General features: G+C 57.0%; 17 protein-coding genes. 6 read left to right on the forward strand and 11 right to left on the reverse strand.

Annotated elements, in window-relative coordinates; translation table 11 throughout:
* Window positions 1-104: 104 nt before the first annotated feature.
* The 7 genes from CWR52_RS01080 to sad form a co-directional block, all read right to left on the reverse strand.
* Window positions 105-632 (reverse strand): GNAT family N-acetyltransferase, encoded by a 528-nt coding sequence (locus CWR52_RS01080; RefSeq protein ID WP_104948557.1) that lies wholly within the window; start codon window positions 630-632, stop codon window positions 105-107.
* Window positions 633-714: 82 nt separating this feature from the next.
* Window positions 715-1,680, reverse strand: a complete 966-nt coding sequence (locus tag CWR52_RS01085; RefSeq protein WP_104948558.1) for a sensor domain-containing diguanylate cyclase — start codon at window positions 1,678-1,680, stop codon at window positions 715-717.
* A 119-nt stretch (window positions 1,681-1,799) separates the two neighbouring features.
* Window positions 1,800-3,239 carry a sensor domain-containing diguanylate cyclase gene (locus tag CWR52_RS01090; RefSeq protein WP_104948559.1) on the reverse strand — a complete coding sequence of 480 codons (1,440 nt, stop codon included), beginning with the start codon at window positions 3,237-3,239 and terminating at the stop codon, window positions 1,800-1,802.
* Between the two features lie 113 nt (window positions 3,240-3,352).
* Entirely contained in the window at window positions 3,353-3,709 is a 357-nt protein-coding gene (locus CWR52_RS01095; protein ID WP_069719235.1) for a DUF4186 domain-containing protein, read from the reverse strand.
* On the reverse strand, window positions 3,709-4,611 hold the full coding sequence (glsB, locus tag CWR52_RS01100) for a glutaminase B (protein ID WP_414650407.1): 903 nt from the start codon (window positions 4,609-4,611) through the stop codon (window positions 3,709-3,711). The genes CWR52_RS01095 and glsB overlap by 1 nt, the downstream gene beginning before the upstream one ends.
* Before the next feature lie 86 nt (window positions 4,612-4,697).
* A complete protein-coding gene (locus CWR52_RS01105) occupies window positions 4,698-6,287 on the reverse strand; it encodes a methyl-accepting chemotaxis protein (protein WP_104948561.1) in 1,590 nt (529 codons plus the stop codon).
* Window positions 6,288-6,398: 111 nt separating this feature from the next.
* The gene (gene sad / locus CWR52_RS01110; protein ID WP_104948562.1) at window positions 6,399-7,787 is read right to left on the reverse strand and encodes a succinate-semialdehyde dehydrogenase; all 1,389 of its coding nucleotides are present in this window, start codon (window positions 7,785-7,787) and stop codon (window positions 6,399-6,401) included.
* Window positions 7,788-7,885: 98 nt separating this feature from the next.
* On the opposite strand from sad, the gene ptrR reads away from it, so the two are divergent.
* The gene (gene ptrR / locus CWR52_RS01115) at window positions 7,886-8,764 is read left to right on the forward strand and encodes a putrescine utilization regulator PtrR (RefSeq protein ID WP_104948563.1); all 879 of its coding nucleotides are present in this window, start codon (window positions 7,886-7,888) and stop codon (window positions 8,762-8,764) included.
* Here the strand turns inward: ptrR and CWR52_RS01120 are convergent.
* From CWR52_RS01120 to dtnK, 4 genes are all read right to left on the reverse strand, one after another.
* Entirely contained in the window at window positions 8,718-9,200 is a 483-nt protein-coding gene (locus tag CWR52_RS01120; protein ID WP_104948564.1) for a GNAT family N-acetyltransferase, read from the reverse strand. The two genes, ptrR and CWR52_RS01120, sit on opposite strands and share 47 nt — an antisense overlap.
* Before the next feature lie 80 nt (window positions 9,201-9,280).
* Window positions 9,281-10,042, reverse strand: a complete 762-nt coding sequence (locus CWR52_RS01125; RefSeq protein ID WP_023311787.1) for a DeoR/GlpR family DNA-binding transcription regulator — start codon at window positions 10,040-10,042, stop codon at window positions 9,281-9,283.
* A 1-nt stretch (window position 10,043) separates the two neighbouring features.
* Window positions 10,044-11,030 (reverse strand): D-threonate 4-phosphate dehydrogenase, encoded by a 987-nt coding sequence (locus CWR52_RS01130; RefSeq protein ID WP_104948565.1) that lies wholly within the window; start codon window positions 11,028-11,030, stop codon window positions 10,044-10,046.
* The gene (gene dtnK, locus CWR52_RS01135) at window positions 11,023-12,240 is read right to left on the reverse strand and encodes a D-threonate kinase (RefSeq protein ID WP_104948566.1); all 1,218 of its coding nucleotides are present in this window, start codon (window positions 12,238-12,240) and stop codon (window positions 11,023-11,025) included. Before dtnK ends, CWR52_RS01130 begins: the two co-directional genes overlap by 8 nt.
* A 173-nt stretch (window positions 12,241-12,413) precedes the next feature.
* Between dtnK and CWR52_RS01140 the strand changes: the two genes are divergently transcribed.
* From CWR52_RS01140 to CWR52_RS01160, 5 genes are all read left to right on the forward strand, one after another.
* The gene (locus tag CWR52_RS01140) at window positions 12,414-13,556 is read left to right on the forward strand and encodes an iron-containing alcohol dehydrogenase (RefSeq protein WP_104948567.1); all 1,143 of its coding nucleotides are present in this window, start codon (window positions 12,414-12,416) and stop codon (window positions 13,554-13,556) included.
* Between the two features lie 17 nt (window positions 13,557-13,573).
* Window positions 13,574-14,458, forward strand: a complete 885-nt coding sequence (locus tag CWR52_RS01145) for a dihydrodipicolinate synthase family protein (RefSeq protein ID WP_104948568.1) — start codon at window positions 13,574-13,576, stop codon at window positions 14,456-14,458.
* A 76-nt stretch (window positions 14,459-14,534) separates the two neighbouring features.
* Window positions 14,535-15,947, forward strand: coding sequence for a sodium:solute symporter family protein (locus tag CWR52_RS01150; protein ID WP_032640176.1), 1,413 nt, complete (start codon window positions 14,535-14,537; stop codon window positions 15,945-15,947).
* A gap of 1 nt (window position 15,948) precedes the next feature.
* Window positions 15,949-17,112 carry a sialidase family protein gene (locus CWR52_RS01155; protein WP_104948569.1) on the forward strand — a complete coding sequence of 388 codons (1,164 nt, stop codon included), beginning with the start codon at window positions 15,949-15,951 and terminating at the stop codon, window positions 17,110-17,112.
* Window positions 17,109-17,579: a YhcH/YjgK/YiaL family protein gene (locus CWR52_RS01160; protein WP_104948570.1), complete on the forward strand. Its 471-nt coding sequence runs from the start codon at window positions 17,109-17,111 to the stop codon at window positions 17,577-17,579. The genes CWR52_RS01155 and CWR52_RS01160 overlap by 4 nt, the downstream gene beginning before the upstream one ends.

Below are 17,579 nucleotides of genomic sequence, written 5' to 3' on the forward strand. Positions count from 1 at the left end.
TATGATTAGTCATACAGCCTGACAAGATTGGTACGATAACTTATCAAAACTTAACGACCAGAAACCCTGTTTTGATCAATACGTCGCGTAGTTGTGCAGAAAAATTATAAGAACTTATAAAACACGGACGTGGACGTCATGGCACCGTCCGGCATCAGGGCATAGCGCGGGATATCACCAACCTTTTGCCAGCCAGCACGCTGGTAGAAGGTCTCGGCCCCGCTGCCGGTGGAGGTATCGAGCACCAGCACCGAAATCTCTCTGGCTCTGGCCTCAGCTTCCAGCGCTTCCATCAATGCCATCGCGGCCCCTTTCCGGCGCGCTTTCTCGTGAACCAGCAGCTTCGCCACATCGGCGCGATGCGGCTGGTTTTCCGGCTGATCTGTGATCAGTTGCACCGTTCCGATGACGCCGTCCTGCGCATCGACGCAGGCAAGCACCAGTCGCTCGCCACGCGCGACGCTTTCGGCAATACCGCGCCAGAAAATACGGGCCTTATCCAGGCCATAAGGAAGCATAAAGCTGACGGATGCCCCGCCGTTTACGCAGTTTTCGAGGATCCCGGCCAGCGCATCAAGATGGGTGAGGATCTCTTCCCGGGTGAGATTTTTGATTTGCAGTGAGGTATTCATTGTTTATCCTTACGTTGAATACACTCACTTTGTATTTAACAACTTATTAACGCAAGCGGATCGGACATAGGCTTTTGTTATGTCACCGGGCGCGCTGGCGCTGCTGTTTCATGGCGTACATCTTTTCATCGGCATCTTTTAACCACTGCTGCAGGTCGTTGCCATTATGATCGAATTCGCTAAGCCCCCATGAGAAATGAAGCGACCAGGGATGCAGCTTGCGGGCGTTATAGTGTTCCACCTGCTCAGCGAGATACTGCATGGCAATCCAGGCCCCCTGCTCATCCGTATCCGCAAACAACACGGCGAACTCGTCCCCGCCAAAACGCACCAGCAGATCCGCTTCACGGAAAGATGCACGCATCAGTTGCGCCATGACTTTCAGCGCCTTATCGCCCTCTTCATGCCCGTAGCGATCGTTAATCTCCTTAAAGCGATCCAGATCCAGCCAGCCGAGCGTCAGCGGCTCAGCCCGGCGCCGGGCAACAGAAAGCGTGAACCGCACCAGCTGATTAAAGCCCCGACGGTTGAATAGACCCGTTAATTCATCCGTTGTCGCCGCGCTGATAGCGGCAAACTCATCTTCAGCCAGCGCGCCAAGATCCCCCAGCACGGCGAGATCGGCCGCTGAAAACTCCCTGGGCGCGTAGTCAATCAGGCACAGCGAGCCCACGCTCGCGCCGTCACGCAGGCGCAGCGGGAAGCCCGCGTAAAAACGCACGCGAGGTTCACCGGCCACCAGCGGATTATCCGCAAAACGATCGTCCTGCAGCATGTCTCCCACCACCAGCGGTGCTTCGGTGAGGATCGTATGGCCACAAAACGAAATGTTACGCGGTACGGAATTGGGTGCCTGCCCGTCGGCCGACTTCACAATAAGTGAATGCTCATCAATCAGATTGACCATCGCCAGCGGCACCTGGAAGAAGCGCTTTGCCAGACGTGTTAACCGGTCAAACGCCGGGGAGCTGTCTATCTCAAGCAAACCGGATTCGCGCAGCGAGTTCAGTCTGTCTGTTTCATTTTCAGGGGTTGCAGGTGCTTTCATAATGTCTCCTGACGTAAAGCGTTACTAAAAGCGTAGCTTAAACAGAGACATTGTCAGTGTTCGAACATCCTGTTAAGCCGCTTGCTATTCACGTCAATGCCTTATGACGATTAACGCAGCTATATTTCACTTCCGGAGGTCGCGGCAACCTGCTCGTCCGACATCCGGGCACTGGTACGATTTCGACCCGCTTTTTTTGAACGATAGAGATGATCGTCCGCTTCGGCCATGAGCTTGTTGAAGACTTCGGTCAGTTGCCATGACTCAGCTTTTCCACTGCCGAGGCCAATACTGACCGTCAGAAAGAGCGTCTGGTGACGCCATGTAAAAGGATGGCTGGCAACGGTGGAACGGATACGCTCAGCCAGTTCAAAACCGTGCTGCGCGTCGCCGGAATTAACCACCACAGCGAACTCTTCCCCGCCCATGCGCGCCACCATGCCGTCTTCGCCGACGACCTGCTGAACCTGTCGGGCAAACGACGCCAGCACGCGATCTCCGCACTCGTGGCCGTAGTTATCATTAATGCTTTTGAAATAATCAATATCCAGCAGCATGACGGTCAAAAAACGGGTATGCCGGTACGTCTCTTCATGCTTTAACGCCTCATAAAGCCCGGAACGCGAGTAGACGTGTGTTAAAAAGTCATAATCCGCCCTCAGCGAAACCTGGCGGATCAGGGAATTAATGGCAGCCATGCTGACGGAGACCATCACCGGACAGATCGCCATCGTGGCAATACCCAGCCGGGCAGAAAACATCATTGGGGTGGTAAACGGCGTCGCCACGGCAATATTAATCACCGAGTTGGCGACCAGAATAATTTCAATGGCGCCCGTGACAAACGTCAGCAAGCAGGTCACAGGCAATGGGTAGCGTACCGCACACCAGATAAGCGCAGGCAGTGGAAACGAGAGGCTCCCCGCTCCGCCGATCACCACCGACGCGACCACCGAGACAATCAGCGCAATAACCGGTAACAGCTGCTCCAGACGCAACCTGAATTCGCGCACGGGCATGCCCAGCGTGAGCATACACGGCACAACAAGCACGCCGGTTGAGAACTGCTCGCTAAACCAGTCGGCAAACAACGGCCAGAAGGTGTGACTGTCAATCCCGACCGAACCTACCGCGCCGAGCAGCGCACACAGCAGCGCGGCAATCAGACAGTAGTTGAACAGGCGTAATGCGTTAAGCGGATCGGGGGTTTTCTTCATCAGCCGCTTGTCACGCTGAACCAGCACGGCCACAACGACGATAAAGACCATGTTAGACAGGTTGATCACCACGGAGGCCATCCCCCAGCTGGTCGTGACCGCGTCGTACAACAGCATCGCGACATAGGATACCGCATAGTAATGCAGGCGATTCAGGAAAACATAACGGGCAAAGATCCCTGCCATCACGCCATTGAGTGGCCAGAACAGCGACAAGGCCTCCACGAGACGTAATTCCGCGCCCACAAAATAGAACAAGGTGGTGAGGATAAAGATCGTCGATGCATTTCGCAGCGGCGTGTCAGGCTGGAACGGCCTGAAAGCGGTAAGAGCAGAACGCATTAAATATCATTCCATATGAAAGCTTATGGCAGTTATTGCGGTCGTCAGCACGATCGGAGCTCACTTAAGATGCATCTATAACACAAATACAGCGGGATCATAACTCGTCAAATTTAGGCGTTCATCTGCAGTACCAGCCAGTGGTGAATGACGCTGACGATATATTGCTGCTGCTGCGCGGTGAGCTGAACACCGGGTGGAATATTATGCCATTTTGCCAGGCAGCCCCGACAACAGGTGGCGGTAGCATGCTGGGCGATAAACACCGGGTGACCGCGCATGGGCGTCTGTTTCCCGTCGTTTGCAGGTTGTGCAGGGGCAAGACGCTTTTCGACAAAATCCGCGGCATGCTGGTCAATGGTATCCGGGCCTTTGTCCCAGCAGTACTGCCGTTCCTTATCGCCTAAGCGAAAGCGCGAGCGAAACGTCGATCGCGCCAGACGGGAAAAAAGAGGATCCAGGTCAGACATCAGTAGACTGAACGTCCCATACGCTGGGTCAGTTTCTCCAGAACCGCCACACCGGCAAGCGAATTTCCGGTTTCATCCAGCTCCGGGCTCCAGACCGCAATCGCCATTTCATGCGGCACAATAGCCACGACTCCGCCACCGACGCCCGATTTAGCCGGGAGACCAACGCGCCAGGCAAACTCGCCGGCGTTTTGATACATCCCGCTGGTCGCCATCAGCGCGTTAACCTGGCGAGCCTGCAGAGGTGAAACCACCTCCTGATCGAGATGCGGCGCGTGCCCCTGATGCGCCAGGAACAGAAACGTCTGAGCCAGCTCAACGCAGCTCATCTTCAGGGCGCAGTAATGGAAGTAGTTTTGCAGCACAGTCGCCACGTCGTTATGGAAATTGCCGAAGGATTTCATCAGCCACGCGATGGCCGCGTTGCGGGCGGAGTGTTCGAATTCCGAGCGGGCCACCACTGGATCGTAGGCAATGTCGTCGACGCCCGAAAGCTGCCGCACGATCTCCAGCATTCGCTGACGCGGTGCGCTGAGGCGGCTTTGCAGCATATCGCAGACCACCAGCGCCCCGGCGTTGATAAAGGGATTTCGCGGTTTACCCTGTTCTATCTCGAGCTGAAGCAGCGAGTTAAAAGGCTGGCCGGACGGATCTTTGCCCACCCGCTGCCAGATCTCGTCTTCTTCATACTGGCGCATCGACGCAACCAGACTGAGCACTTTCGAAATGGACTGAATGGAAAAACGTTCCGTTGCATCCCCTGCCTGGTATCGCTGTCCGTCGATGGTACAGATAGCAATGCCCAGCTTATTCCCGCTGACCGAGGCAAGGGCCGGAATATAGTCGGCAACCTTCCCCTTTCCAATTAACGGACGAACTTGCGCCAGAATCTCGTCCAACATCTCATTATGGATGACCGCAGCCACACTTTGCTCCTTGCCCTCAGGCTAAAACGGGCTGCGAGTATAACAGAGGCTTATGTATTGCGTCAGGCGCTAAGACGAAAACGCGAAACGGCCTGCAATAAAAGATCGGATTGCTTTTGCAGACGTTCAGAAGCGTCCGAGGCGTCAGAGACCAGCAAATCCGTCTGACGGGAGACCTGGTTCAGCGCCTGAAGCTGACGCGTCATCTGGTGAATACTGTCTCCCTGGCTGAGCGTGGCGGTGGAGATCTCATTAAGCAAACTGCTTAAATTGCCCACCAGACCGGTGACCTGCTGTAGATTCTCTTCCATCAGGGTGACGGCACGAGAACCGTCTTCAATCCCCTGCACCGAACGGTTGATCAGCTCCTGAATGGTCTGCGTCGAGTGGCTGCTCTTTCTGGCCAGCAGCCCAACCTCCCGTGCAACGACGGCAAACCCTCGCCCCTGATTTCCGGCATGGGCCGCCTCAATGGCGGCATTCAGCGCCAGGATGTTCGTCTGAAACGCCACGCTGTCGATCATCGCCACGATCCCGCGCATCTCTGACGATCGGTCGACGATCGCCTGCATGGACGCGTTCACGGTCGACATCATCTGGTCTCCCCCCACGGCTGCCTGGCGCGCTTCATCGGCCCGGGCGCTGGCGAGTCTGGCATACCCGGTATTGCCTTCAACGTGGCTTTCCAGCGCCGCGATATGCGCCGTCACATCCTCAAGCTCTTTCGCCTGACGTGCCGACTGCTGATACAGCTTCTGGTTACCCTGTGCCAGGGCATCAATGTTCTCCACCATGGTCGCCGTGGCATGGCTGACCTGCGTCACCAGTTGCTGCAAACCGAGCTGCATCGTGGCAATACTGTCGCTAAGCTGCCCAATCTCGCGATTGAAGCGCATAACGTTCGGCGGCGTGCCGGAGAGATCCCCTGCTGCCAGCCGGTTGATATGCGCGATAAGCCGACGCAGCGGCGTAATCACCCATCGGGACATACCGAACCAGACGACAGCGGCGATGGCGACTAACAGCACCGGGGCAAACAGGAATAACGTTTGCAGGTCGGAGAGCTGCGCCATGAGGCTCTGACGCCCCTGCATCGCCTGCTTCTCGCTTGCCTGCTGATAGCGCGCATAGTTGTCGTTAAAATCCGTCTGAAACGCCTGCGCCGGGACGGCAAAAAAAGCGTCGATGGTGTTGGTTTTGACCAGACCTTCCGCCTGCTCTTTGATCGCACCGTAGAAAAGTTGATAGCTGTTCACCAGCGCGTCGTCTTTCGGCGGATTCAGCGCCAGCCAGGCCTTCCATGCCTGCTGCGAAACCTTCAGCGCCTTTTGCGCGTCATCCATCAGGCTATGCCAGCTTCCGTCGGAACCGGTCTCTTTATCCTGCATAAACCAGACGCCGGAGCGGTTAAGGAGATCGCTTGCGGCCAGCAGAGAGACGCGAGCCAAATCCAGCTTGCTCTGCTGCTGCCAGGCCAGCAGGTTGTGCTGCTCGTTGCGCTGGGCTTCGTTCAGGGAGGCGTTAAGCAGGAGTGACGAGGAGAGCTGCAGCGCGGAGAAAAGGCCAATGATGCAAAAGATACCCGTCAGCAGGCCAAAGTGACGAGGGGTGAGACGCTGCGCAATACGGCGGAAAATTTGCGTTAGGTTCATAATTAGCTTCATTTACAAGGCGTTAGACGCGAGCGAGTCTACGAAATGAAAATGACAGAACCATTGCAGAATAGTGACAACGGCCCTCGTGAGGAGGGCCGAAATTAAGGATTACACGCGATCCTTCCACACCGTCTGCACGTTACAGAACTCCTGCAAGCCAAAGTGGGAGAGCTCGCGGCCAAAGCCGCTTTTCTTCACGCCGCCAAAGGCTACACGCGCATCGCTGGCGCTAAAGCCGTTGATAAACACCCCGCCGCACTCCAGCTCGCGGGAGAATTTATCCGCAAGCGCTGCGTCAGCGGTAAAGACCGTGGCTGACAGACCAAAATCGCTGTCGTTGGCCAGCATCAGGGCGTGCTCCGCGTCTTTCGCGACCGTAATGGCCGCGACCGGACCAAACAGCTCCTGACGGAACGCCGTCATCGCCGGGGTGACATTCGCCAGCACGGTTGGCGCATAATAATTCCCCTCGCCGCTGATTTTCTCACCGCCCAGCAGCAGCGTTGCCCCTTCTGCCAGCGTCGCCTGTACCTGCTGATGCAGTTCATCGCGCAGATCAAAACGCGCCATCGGGCCCAGATAGTTTTCTTCCTGATCCGGCGCGCCCAGCTTCAGGGCCCCAACCGCATCGACAAAGCGTTGGGTAAAGGCGTCCGCAATGCCCTCCTCCACAATGAAGCGTTTGGCCGCCGCACACACCTGCCCGGTATTCTGGTAGCGGCCTGCTACCGCCGCCTTCACGGCAAGATCCAGGTCGGCATCGTTGAGAACGATGAACGGGTCAGAGCCGCCCAGTTCAAGAACACATTTTTTCAGCGCGGCCCCCGCCTGAGCGCCAATGGCAGCCCCGGCACGCACGCTGCCGGTGACGGTCACCGCCGCAATACGACGATCGTTAATTGCCTGGCTGACGCCGTCGTTGGTGGCGTTCACCCAGCCAAACACGCCTTCAGGGAAACCCGCATCCGCAAAAATCTGCGCGATAAGATCCGCCGAGCCGAGCACGTTGGGCGCATGTTTGAGCAGATAGCTGTTCCCTGCCAGCAGAATCGGCACCGCGCCACGCAGCACCTGCCAGAGCGGGAAGTTCCACGGCATTACCGCGAGGATCGGCCCCAGCGGACGGTATTCAATAACCGCGTTCTGGTTTTCCACCTGCGTGGGTTCCGCACGCAGCATCACCGGGCCGTGCTCGGCGTACCACTCGCACAGGCCAGCGGATTTCGCCACTTCTGCCCGCGCCTGCTGAATGGGTTTGCCCATTTCACGGGAGATCGTCTGCGCCATCTCTTCAGTGCGATGACGCAGCGCGGCACCAAGATCGCGCAGCTTTTGCGCCCGGTGGGAGACGCTTTCGCGACGCCACTGGCGATAGCCCGCGTCGGACTGAGAAATCGCGCGTTCAACCTGTTCCGGCGTCGCCCACGGATACGCGGCGAGGGTTTCACCCGTGGCCGGGTTGACAGAGAAGGCATGTGTTGCAGAGGAATAAGTCATGGTGTTCTCCACGTTTTTCGGTTGATTAATTGTGGCCCACTCTGCTATTTCTTAAAAATGAATAATACTAACCACCTTATTCACGAAACGAGAATATTATGGATTTAACCCAGCTTGAAATGTTTAACGCCGTCGCGCTGACGGGCAGTATCACCCAGGCGGCGCAAAAGGTGCATCGCGTGCCGTCTAACCTGACGACCCGCATTCGCCAGCTGGAAGCCGATCTGGGCGTTGAGCTGTTTATTCGTGAGAACCAGCGTTTGCGTTTATCCCCGGCTGGCCATAACTTCCTGCGCTACAGCAAGCAGATCCTCGCGCTGGTGGATGAAGCGCGCATGGTTGTCGCGGGGGATGAGCCGCAGGGCTTATTTGCCCTCGGCGCGCTGGAAAGTACTGCTGCCGTGCGTATTCCTGAAACGCTGGCACAGTTTAACCAGCGCTATCCACGCATTCAGTTTGCCCTTTCGACCGGGCCTTCCGGGACGATGATTGATGGCGTACTGGAGGGAACCCTGAGCGCCGCCTTCGTCGACGGGCCGCTTTCGCACCCGGAGCTGGAAGGCATGCCGGTCTACCGGGAAGAGATGATGCTGGTCACGCCTGCCGGGCATGCGGAGGTGACGCGCGCCACGCAGGTCAGCGGCAGCGACGTTTATGCCTTTCGCGCCAACTGCTCGTATCGCCGACACCTGGAGAGCTGGTTTCACGCTGACCGCGCCGCGCCCGGCCGCATTCATGAGATGGAGTCCTATCACGGCATGCTCGCCTGCGTTATTGCGGGCGCGGGCATCGCGCTGATGCCGCGCTCGATGCTGGAGAGTATGCCTGGGCATCATCAGGTGGAAGCCTGGCCGCTGGCAGAAAACTGGCGCTGGCTCACCACCTGGCTGGTGTGGCGACGCGGGGCGATGACCCGCCAGCTGGAGGCCTTTATAGCGCTGCTAAACGAACGTCTTCAACCAGCGCCTTCTCCATAAACAGGCTGAGCGGGTCGTCAACGTACGGGGCAAACGCCGGACGCAAATCGTACCCGCACTGCTCGTACAGACGCACCGCGGCGCGTTGTTTAATACCCGTCTCCAGCCGTACCGTGTGGCAATGACGGCTCAGAGCTTCATCTTCCAGGGCGGCCAGCAGCATCTCTCCCAGATGCTGGCCACGATGGGCCGGGTCAATATAGACCCGCTTCATCTCGCCCGTTCCGTCGCCGTTGAGCACGATGGCGCCGCAGCCAACGGCCTGAAGCTGCTGGTCGCGAATGATCATCAGGATCAACGAGGCTTCCGGCAGCGAAGCCAGATCGAGCAGATGATTACTTTCAGCGGGATAGAGTTCGCTCTGATAGCGGTCAAGCGCCGCGATCAGGCTTAGAATGTCCGGGTGACATGCAGATTCAGAGGTAATGGAATACATGGCAGGCTCCTTGCTTTTTTATGAGGCTAAATTTCAACATAGCGCAGGCCTGCCAGGGTGCTTCATAGTATTAACTTATGTCATGACGCCAGCGTCAACTGGACATCTAACGCCCTCAACCCGGCCTGTGTCGCTTCGTCCAGCCTGCTGTCCGTGACGATATCCGTCAGGGTATTAAGATGCGCCACGTTAAACAACGACCAGGCTCCGTACTTGGAACTGTCCGCCAGCAGCACGCGACGTTTAGCATTGGCAATCAGATCCCGCTTTAAGGCAGCCTTCTCTTCCGTTGGTGAGGTAATGCCGCGGGTGATATCCCATCCGTTACAGCTAACGAAAGCCACATCTGGCCACACGTTCTGCAGCAAGCGACGCCCGTGCTCACCGATGCAGGACTGACTTGAATCATCAATACGCCCGCCAATTATCGTCACTTCAATCTGACGGAATTCCGAGAGAAACAGCGCGATGTGCAAGTCGCTGGTGATGACGCGAAGCGGCAGATGCGTAAGTTGGCGAGCGAGTTCAATCATCGTGGTGCCAGCATCAAGAACAATGGCGTCGCCCGCTTTAACAAAGCTTGCCGCCGCGCTGGCGATGGCGTGTTTTTCTGCCAGACTGCGCTGCATTTTTTCATGCGTTGTGGGCTGGGAAGGAATAAACCGGTTAAGGGTAACACCGCCATGGGTGCGGCTAATGACACCTTCCTGATCGAGCTTTATCAAATCCCTGCGGATCGTCGCCGGAGAGGCATCGGTAATTGCCACCAGCTGATCCACCGTCACCAGATTGTGCCCTTTCAGGTAATCCATTATCTGCTCTAACCGGTTATATCCCTTCATATCATTCCCGTGTAATTTGCATAGCCAACTGGATAGACACCGTCATGCTCTCAGACTTCGCTTTGCCGGTCCAGGCAATATCGAATGCGGTACCGTGGTCCGCAGAGGTACGGATAAACGGCAAGCCGGCGGTGATATTCACCCCGTCATAAAAGCCGAGTAATTTTAGCGGAATATGCCCCTGATCGTGATACATCGCAACGACCATGTCATACATTCCTTCGTGGCATTGCATAAATACCGTATCCGGTGGACACGGTCCGGTGACGTTTAACCCCTGCGCTTTCATCGCGTCGATAGCCGGGCCGACAATCTTGATCTCTTCATCGCCAAACAGGCCGTTTTCACCCGCATGCGGGTTAACGCCGGCAACCGCAATGCGCGGTTGTTGAAAGCCGACGCGTTTCAGGAATCTATCCGCAATCCCAATCACGGTTTTTACCCGATCCTGATTGAGCGTATCAAGGAATTTGCGCAACGCAATGTGGGTCGTGATGTGAATCACCTTCAGTTTGTCCGTATACAGCACCATGGCGTAATCTTTGCTGTCGGTCAGATGCGCCAGCAGCTCGGTATGACCCGGATAGAGATGCCCGGCCAGGTGCAGCGCCTCTTTATTCAGGGGAGCCGTTGCAATCGCCTTCACCTCACCCGCTATCGCCAGTTCGGTAGCACGCTTCACGCAGCGATAAGCCAGATCCCCGGCCTCAGCCTGAACGATACCCGGCTTCAGTGCATCAGGATCGGCCAGCGGTTCATCAAGCACGTTAATCACGCCAGCGGCAAAGCGCGCGCCGCTGACCGTGTCGATAGTGCGGATATCCGCCTGCCCGGTGATTCCTTTCTCAAGCACCCGCTGCAGCGTTCTGGCGCAGCCAACAACCACCACAGGCGCCCCTGACAACTCACCCTCGGTGAGGGATTTGATGATGATTTCCGGGCCAATGCCAGCCGGGTCACCCATGGTTACAGCAATAATTTTAGTCACTCAGTCTCTCCTCGATAAAATGCAACACCTCAAGCAGCGTCTCTTCGTTTCCGAAGCCCCCTGCTTTGGTCATTACCGGCTGCTGCCAGCCACAACCCAGAAATTTTCCGACTGGCACGCACTGTGCGACGCACCCGGTAATCTCAAACCCCCGAGCGTCCAGTGCCCTCGCGACAGCCATCGCCACGTCGCCACCGGAGACGTACAGCGCGTCAGGCGTCTGCGCCGCCAGCACCTGTCGGGTCAGTTCGCCTAAAAACGTACAAATTTTTTCGCCCAGGCCTGCGCGGGTGACGCGATACTGCTGGCAGAGTTGCTCGACCTGATGCCGGGCCTCGTGGCCCGCACAGGTATGCACAATGCAGTGATGGCCAGACTGAATTACCTGCGCAATCTGTTCGAGATACCGGGACGTGTCTCCGCGCAGCGCGTCATTCACATCAATGAGTACCGACGAGACGTCCGCCTGGCTTACCGCCAGTGCAATCTGTCGTTGCGCGATCTCACTCATCGAGCCGACGACGGCCAGCAGTTGTTTACGCCGGACCGGGGCCAGATGACGGGCCAGCGCATCGCATAGTCCGGCAGAGCCCACCAGCAGCGGCATCTGCGCGCAGGCCAACGCGGCATCGATAATGGCGTCCATCTCCTCATCAGTGTGCGCATCCACGATGAGCCATTCCGTTCCTCGGGCAAGTTCGGCAGTGAGCGTTTTCACGGTCACGCTTTTAGCGCTCACCCCGGTAAACAGATCAGCAATAGCGGCAGACGGGACAGGCGTTTTGGGATCGCTGGCAAATTCGGTTTCATTCACCGGAACGCCGTTTACCAGACACCTGCCGTACCGCGTGATCCGCCCTGCTGACGGGTATGCCGGCGCCACGATCACCTGCCGCCTGCCGCTTAATGCCTTAAGAACCTGAGATTCGGCTCCTGCATTGCCACGCAGAGTGGAATCCATCTTTTTAATGAGCCAGCGGGCATCCGCGATTTCAGCCCCGAGTGCGGCCACCCTTTCGGCCGCCTCCGATGCCTTCAGCGCCCGGGAATCGGTGTTAACGATCAGCACATCGCTCGCCTGGGTAAACGGTGTATGAAACGCCACGCTGACTTTTTTGCCGCACAGCACCAGGCTGACACCGGCATCATTTGCGCCGGTAAAGTCATCGGCGACGACCACGACCTCTCTGTTCACATTGCTCACTTTCATCCCCACTTCGGGTTAGTCTTTCCCGTTAATGATTATATTCAATCATGATTGATTATATGTGAGCAAGATCAAGTTAATCAGTTTGCGAATAAATTATAAATTTAGCCACACGATGACCATGAAGCGTCTTGCTTGAGCGAAATCAATCATGGATACAGAGACAGGAGAAAAACGTGGTTACGATCAACAGCACCCTGATTAGCGGGGCGAATGCCATCGCCGCCATCAGGCCATTACTTACTGATAAAACGCAGATCCTGCTGGTGACGGACGGCAATATTGCGCGTCTGGAGGCAGCAAAGCAGATCCGCGCGATCCTAGAAGAGGACCAGCGCGGCGTCACAATTATCGACAATGTCCCGCCTGAACCCACCCATCACGACGTTAACCAACTGCTCTCGACGTTAAAGGGAACGTTTGGGCTGGTCGTCGGGCTCGGCGGCGGTAGCGTACTGGATGTAGCCAAACTGCTTTCAGTACTTTGTCACCCGCTTTCTCCAGGGCTGGACAACCTGCTCGCGGGCATAAAACCGGTGGCACGCATCGCGTCACTGCTGATCCCGGCCACTGCAGGAACCGGATCGGAAGCAACGCCGAATGCCATTCTGGCCATACCGGAGCAAAGCACGAAAGTGGGCATCATCTCCCCCGTCCTGCTGCCCGATTACGTCGCCCTGCTGCCGGAGCTGACGACCAGCATGCCCGCACACATTGCCTCATCCACCGGGATTGATGCCCTGTGCCATCTGATTGAGTGTTTCACCTCAACGGTCGCTAATCCGGTTAGCGATAACGCCGCGCTGATGGGCCTGTCTAAGCTGCTCAACAACATTGAAACGGCCTGCGCCGAACCGGGCAATCTGCTGGCGAAACTGGAGATGCTGTGGGCGTCTTACTACGGCGGGGTCGCCATTGCACATGCTGGCACGCACCTGGTTCACGCCCTGTCCTACCCGCTCGGCGGCAAATATCACCTGCCTCACGGGGTGGCCAACGCGATTCTGCTGGCGCCCTGCATGCGCGTGGTTCGTCCCCACTGCGTGACGAAATTTGCGCAAGTCTGGGATTTGGTGCCCGGCGCGGATACGTCGCTGTCAGACGAAGAAAAATCCCACGCGCTGGTGGAGTACTTTGCCGCGCTGGTTCGCAGACTCAACCTGCCGGATAACCTGGAGACACTGGGCGTACCGCGTGAAGATATCGCCTCCCTCAGTGATGCGGCCCTTAACGTTAAGCGGCTCATGAACAATGCACCCTGTCAGGTTAATCACGACGAGGTGCAGGCGATTTACCGGACACTGTTTCCCCAACATTAATAGCCAAGGAGTGTGTAATGCGTAACAACATCAGGGGCGTGCTAACGGCCGTTGTAACCCCCTTTGACATGGAAGGCGCGCTGAACCTGTCGGGCCTGAAACGACAGATCGATCGTCAACTCAGTGCTGGCAACGGCATCTTCTGCGGCGGCACAAACGGCGAGTTCTTCGTGCTTAACGAAGAAGAAAAAATCGCCGTCACCCGCACCTGCGTGGAAACGGTGGCCGGGCGCGCACCGGTCGTGGCGCACATTGGGGAAATTTCGACCCGCGAAACCATCCGTCTGGGGAAACAGATCGCCTCGCTGGGCGTCGATGCCGTTTCCGTCATTACCCCTTACTTCGTTCCGCTGAAACAGTCTGAACTGGTCGCGCACTACACCGCTATCGCCGACGCGCTAGCCGTACCGGTATTTCTGTACAACATTCCAGCGCGTACCGGCAATACCATTGAACCCGCTACCGCACGCGCGCTGGCCGAACATCCCAACATCGTCGGTATTAAAGACAGTGCCGGGAGCTATGAAAGCCTGCGTGGATTCCTTAATGCGGTGAGGGACATGGATGGATTCGACGTGCTCAATGGCCCAGATTCGCTTATCCACCGGGGCTTCGTCGACGGATGTTCGGCCTGCATTTCCGGGCTGGCAAACGTGGCGCCGACGGCCATCAACGCTATCTGGTCACGCTTTAACGCGGGGGATATTGACGGTTCCCGCCTTGCGCAGGAGAGCGTCACCCAACTGCGCACCGAGCTCTACAACGTTGCGTTTTCCCCTGCCGCAGTCAAAAAAGCGCTGCAGATCATGGGGGAAGACGTCGGTGAGAGTCGATATGCCGTGGCATTTAGCGAGCAGCAGTGCCAACAGATACGCCGAATAGTGACAACGTCACTTAACTAAACGGCGTTGGTTTCGTCAATAAGAATACCGGGTACCTGAGGTGCCCAGGATTCACTCGCCCTGAAGAGAGGCAAAGATGAATAATTTTACCGCTGAAGATACCCTAATCATTGTGGGCATTGTTATTGCTTACATCCTTTTCACCACCTGGCTGACCTTCCGGATCCGCAGTAAAAATTCCGGCGATTTTATGGAAGGCTCCCGTGCGATGCCGGCATTTATTGTCGGGATCCTGCTGATGTCCGAGTATATCGGCGCTAAATCCACCATCGGCACCGCACAGGCGGCGTTTGAAGACGGCTTTGCCGCGTCATGGTCGGTCATCGGGGCCGCGATTGGCTTCCCGCTCTTTGGCCTGTTGCTGGTAAAACGCATCTACAACACCGGGAAAATCACTATCTCTGGTGCGATTGCTGAAAAATACGGTAACAGCACCAAAAACATTATCTCTGTCATCATGATTTACGCCCTGCTGCTGGTTAACGTGGGGAATTACGTCAGCGGCGCAGCGGCTATTTCCACCGTACTGAAAGTCAACCTGCCCGTTGCCGCCTTCATTACGGCCATCGTCAGTACCTTCTACTTCGCCTTTGGCGGCATGAAGGGGGTAGCCTGGGTGACCGTACTGCACAGCGCGCTGAAATACTTTGGTATCCTCGCTATCATGGGCTTTGCGCTCTCCAAAACCGGCGGCTTTACGCCAATGATTGAAAACATGCCGGCCTTCTACTGGACCTGGGACGGTAACATCGGTGCGTCGACCATTTTCGCGTGGCTCATCGGCACCATCGGCTCTATCTTCTGTACCCAGTTTGTAATCCAGGCAATCTCCTCCACCAAAGACGTGAAATCGGCCAAACGCTCTACCTGGGTCGCCTTCTTCTTCTGCCTGCCGATTGCGCTGGCCATTGCGGTGATTGGGGTGGCGGCAAAATACCTGCACCCGGAAATTAACAGCCTGTATGCAATGCCGATTTTCCTGCAGGACATGAACCCGTGGCTGGCCGGCCTGGTCACCACCTCTCTGGTGGCGTCTATTTTCGTCAGCGTTAGTACCGTGGCACTGGCTATCGCCTCCCTGGTGGTAAAAGACTTTTACGTGCCGATGCGCAACCCAACGCCCGATCAGGAGTTTAAGGCCACCCGCTGGATCTCCCTGCTGATTGGTTTCCTGCCGCTGATTTTTGTTCTGCTGGTACCTGAAGTCCTGAAGCTCTCGTTCTTTACCCGCGCCATTCGCCTGTCGATTTCCGTGGTGGCCGTTATTGCGTTTTACGCGCCGTTCTTCCGCAGCACCCGCGGTGCCAATGCGGGCCTGATTGGCGCCTGCGTCGTCACCTCCGTCTGGTATCTGCTGGGCGACCCTTTCGGCATCAACAATATGTACATTGCCTTGCTGACCCCTGCCGTCATCATGGCGATCGATCGCCTCATTCCGGGAAAAGCGCAGGGTAAAGCGCCAACCCCCGCTCAAAATAATGGAGTCTGATATGTCTGTAACCGTAACCCGCGACGGGATTGTTCGACTACAACAGGATGCGCACGTGCAAACAGCCATGCTGCCCTCCTCTTGCCCACAAAACCACGCGGCGAATCTGCTGCCGCTGCCGGATGGCTCGCTGATGTGCGTCTGGTTTGGCGGCACCCAGGAAGGCATTGCCGATATCTCCGTGTGGGGATCACGCCTGGCACCGGGCAGCCAGCAGTGGAGTGATGCGGCAAAACTGTCGGACGATGCCACGCGTTCCGAACAGAACCCGGTTCTGTTCCTGGCCCCGGACAACGTCCTGTGGCTGCTGTGGACCGCGCAGATCTCAGGTAATCAGGATACGGCTATCGTTCGCTATCGCCAGTCCCGGGATCTGGGGAAAACCTGGGGGGAGATCGCTACCCTGCTCGATAAACCGGGCACGTTTATCCGTCAGCCGATTGTCGTGGTGGATAACGGTAACTGGCTGCTCCCAGTGTTTTATTGCCGTACCCAACCAGGTGAGAAATGGGTCGGCAACGACGATATCAGCGCGGTAAAAATATCCGGGGACGGCGGCAAAACGTGGCGCGATATTGAGGTACCGGAAAGCCTCGGCTGCGTACATATGAATATTACCTGCCTGCACAACGGCACCCTGGTCGCCCTGTTCCGCAGCCGCTGGGCAGACAATATCTATTACAGCCAGTCAACGGATAACGGCGAAAGCTGGTCCGTACCGGAGCCTACGGAGCTCCCTAATAATAACTCCTCTATCCAGGTGACCACGCTTGCGGGCGGTGAACTCGCGCTGGTCTTTAACCCCATGAGCGCCGCCGGGGCGCGGGAACGTCGCGCCTCGTTATACGATGAAATTGACGATGGTGATGACCGCAAGGAGCCGGTTGTTACCCACGGTCGGGCGGCCTTCTGGGGCGCACCGCGGGCGCCGATGACCGTCGCCATTTCGCCTGACGGCGGAAAAACCTGGCCGTGGCAGCGTCATCTGGACGAGGGGGATGGTTACTGCATGACCAACAACTCTCTGGAAAAGCTGAACCGCGAATTCTCCTATCCCAGCATCAAACAGGGGCCCGATGGCGCGCTTCATATCGCGTACACCTACTTCCGCCAGGCCATCAAATATGTGCGGGTGACCCCGGAATGGGTTAAGGAGTCCATATGATTATCGGTCATCTCAACGCCCTGCCGCTGGCAGGGCTTCCGTCGGCGTTGTACGCCCTGCTATCCCGTCCGGACTGCACGCTGCAGGCGCTCAGCGAACGCGATGACGGGCGCTGGCAGCCGGAAAATGCACCCTGGTTTTGCCAGATTGGTCCGGCGCAGACGCAGCCACGTGCAGCTCGGCATACGGAGTACCATCGCCAGTGGGCCGATATTCAGGTTGTGCTGGCAGGAGAAGAACATATTTATGCTGGCGCACGCCCCACTGGCAAGCCGGAGGACGAAGAGCGTAAGCCGGATCTCTTTATTACTTCACCTACTGAACACAGCGTGAGGATCCGTCTTGCCGCAGGAGACTTTGCGATCTTTTGTCCGGGAGAACCCCACCAGGCGCTGTGCGCCGCAGAGGCGCCGCTGACCGTTCGCAAAGCGGTATTTAAAATTCCCCGAGCGATGCTGGAGGTCTGA

Source organism: Enterobacter sp. SGAir0187 (assembly GCF_002952735.2).
Taxonomy (GTDB): domain Bacteria; phylum Pseudomonadota; class Gammaproteobacteria; order Enterobacterales; family Enterobacteriaceae; genus Enterobacter; species Enterobacter quasiroggenkampii.

Excerpts from the sequence above, each read along its gene's own strand:
- CWR52_RS01145 (WP_104948568.1), top strand. The coding sequence starts at position 13,574 with ATGCGTAACAACATCAGGGGCGTGCTAACGGCCGTTGTAACCCCCTTT.
- CWR52_RS01155 (WP_104948569.1), top strand. The coding sequence starts at position 15,949 with ATGTCTGTAACCGTAACCCGCGACGGGATTGTTCGACTACAACAGGAT.
- sad (WP_104948562.1), bottom strand. The coding sequence starts at position 7,787 with ATGACTTATTCCTCTGCAACACATGCCTTCTCTGTCAACCCGGCCACG.
- CWR52_RS01095 (WP_069719235.1), bottom strand. The coding sequence starts at position 3,709 with ATGTCTGACCTGGATCCTCTTTTTTCCCGTCTGGCGCGATCGACGTTT.
- CWR52_RS01080 (WP_104948557.1), bottom strand. The coding sequence starts at position 632 with ATGAATACCTCACTGCAAATCAAAAATCTCACCCGGGAAGAGATCCTC.
- CWR52_RS01150 (WP_032640176.1), top strand. The coding sequence starts at position 14,535 with ATGAATAATTTTACCGCTGAAGATACCCTAATCATTGTGGGCATTGTT.
- CWR52_RS01090 (WP_104948559.1), bottom strand. The coding sequence starts at position 3,239 with ATGCGTTCTGCTCTTACCGCTTTCAGGCCGTTCCAGCCTGACACGCCG.
- CWR52_RS01120 (WP_104948564.1), bottom strand. The coding sequence starts at position 9,200 with ATGTATTCCATTACCTCTGAATCTGCATGTCACCCGGACATTCTAAGC.
- CWR52_RS01160 (WP_104948570.1), top strand. The coding sequence starts at position 17,109 with ATGATTATCGGTCATCTCAACGCCCTGCCGCTGGCAGGGCTTCCGTCG.
- dtnK (WP_104948566.1), bottom strand. The coding sequence starts at position 12,240 with ATGAAAGTGAGCAATGTGAACAGAGAGGTCGTGGTCGTCGCCGATGAC.
- CWR52_RS01085 (WP_104948558.1), bottom strand. The coding sequence starts at position 1,680 with ATGAAAGCACCTGCAACCCCTGAAAATGAAACAGACAGACTGAACTCG.
- ptrR (WP_104948563.1), top strand. The coding sequence starts at position 7,886 with ATGGATTTAACCCAGCTTGAAATGTTTAACGCCGTCGCGCTGACGGGC.
- CWR52_RS01105 (WP_104948561.1), bottom strand. The coding sequence starts at position 6,287 with ATGAACCTAACGCAAATTTTCCGCCGTATTGCGCAGCGTCTCACCCCT.
- glsB (WP_414650407.1), bottom strand. The coding sequence starts at position 4,611 with ATGTTGGACGAGATTCTGGCGCAAGTTCGTCCGTTAATTGGAAAGGGG.
- CWR52_RS01125 (WP_023311787.1), bottom strand. The coding sequence starts at position 10,042 with ATGAAGGGATATAACCGGTTAGAGCAGATAATGGATTACCTGAAAGGG.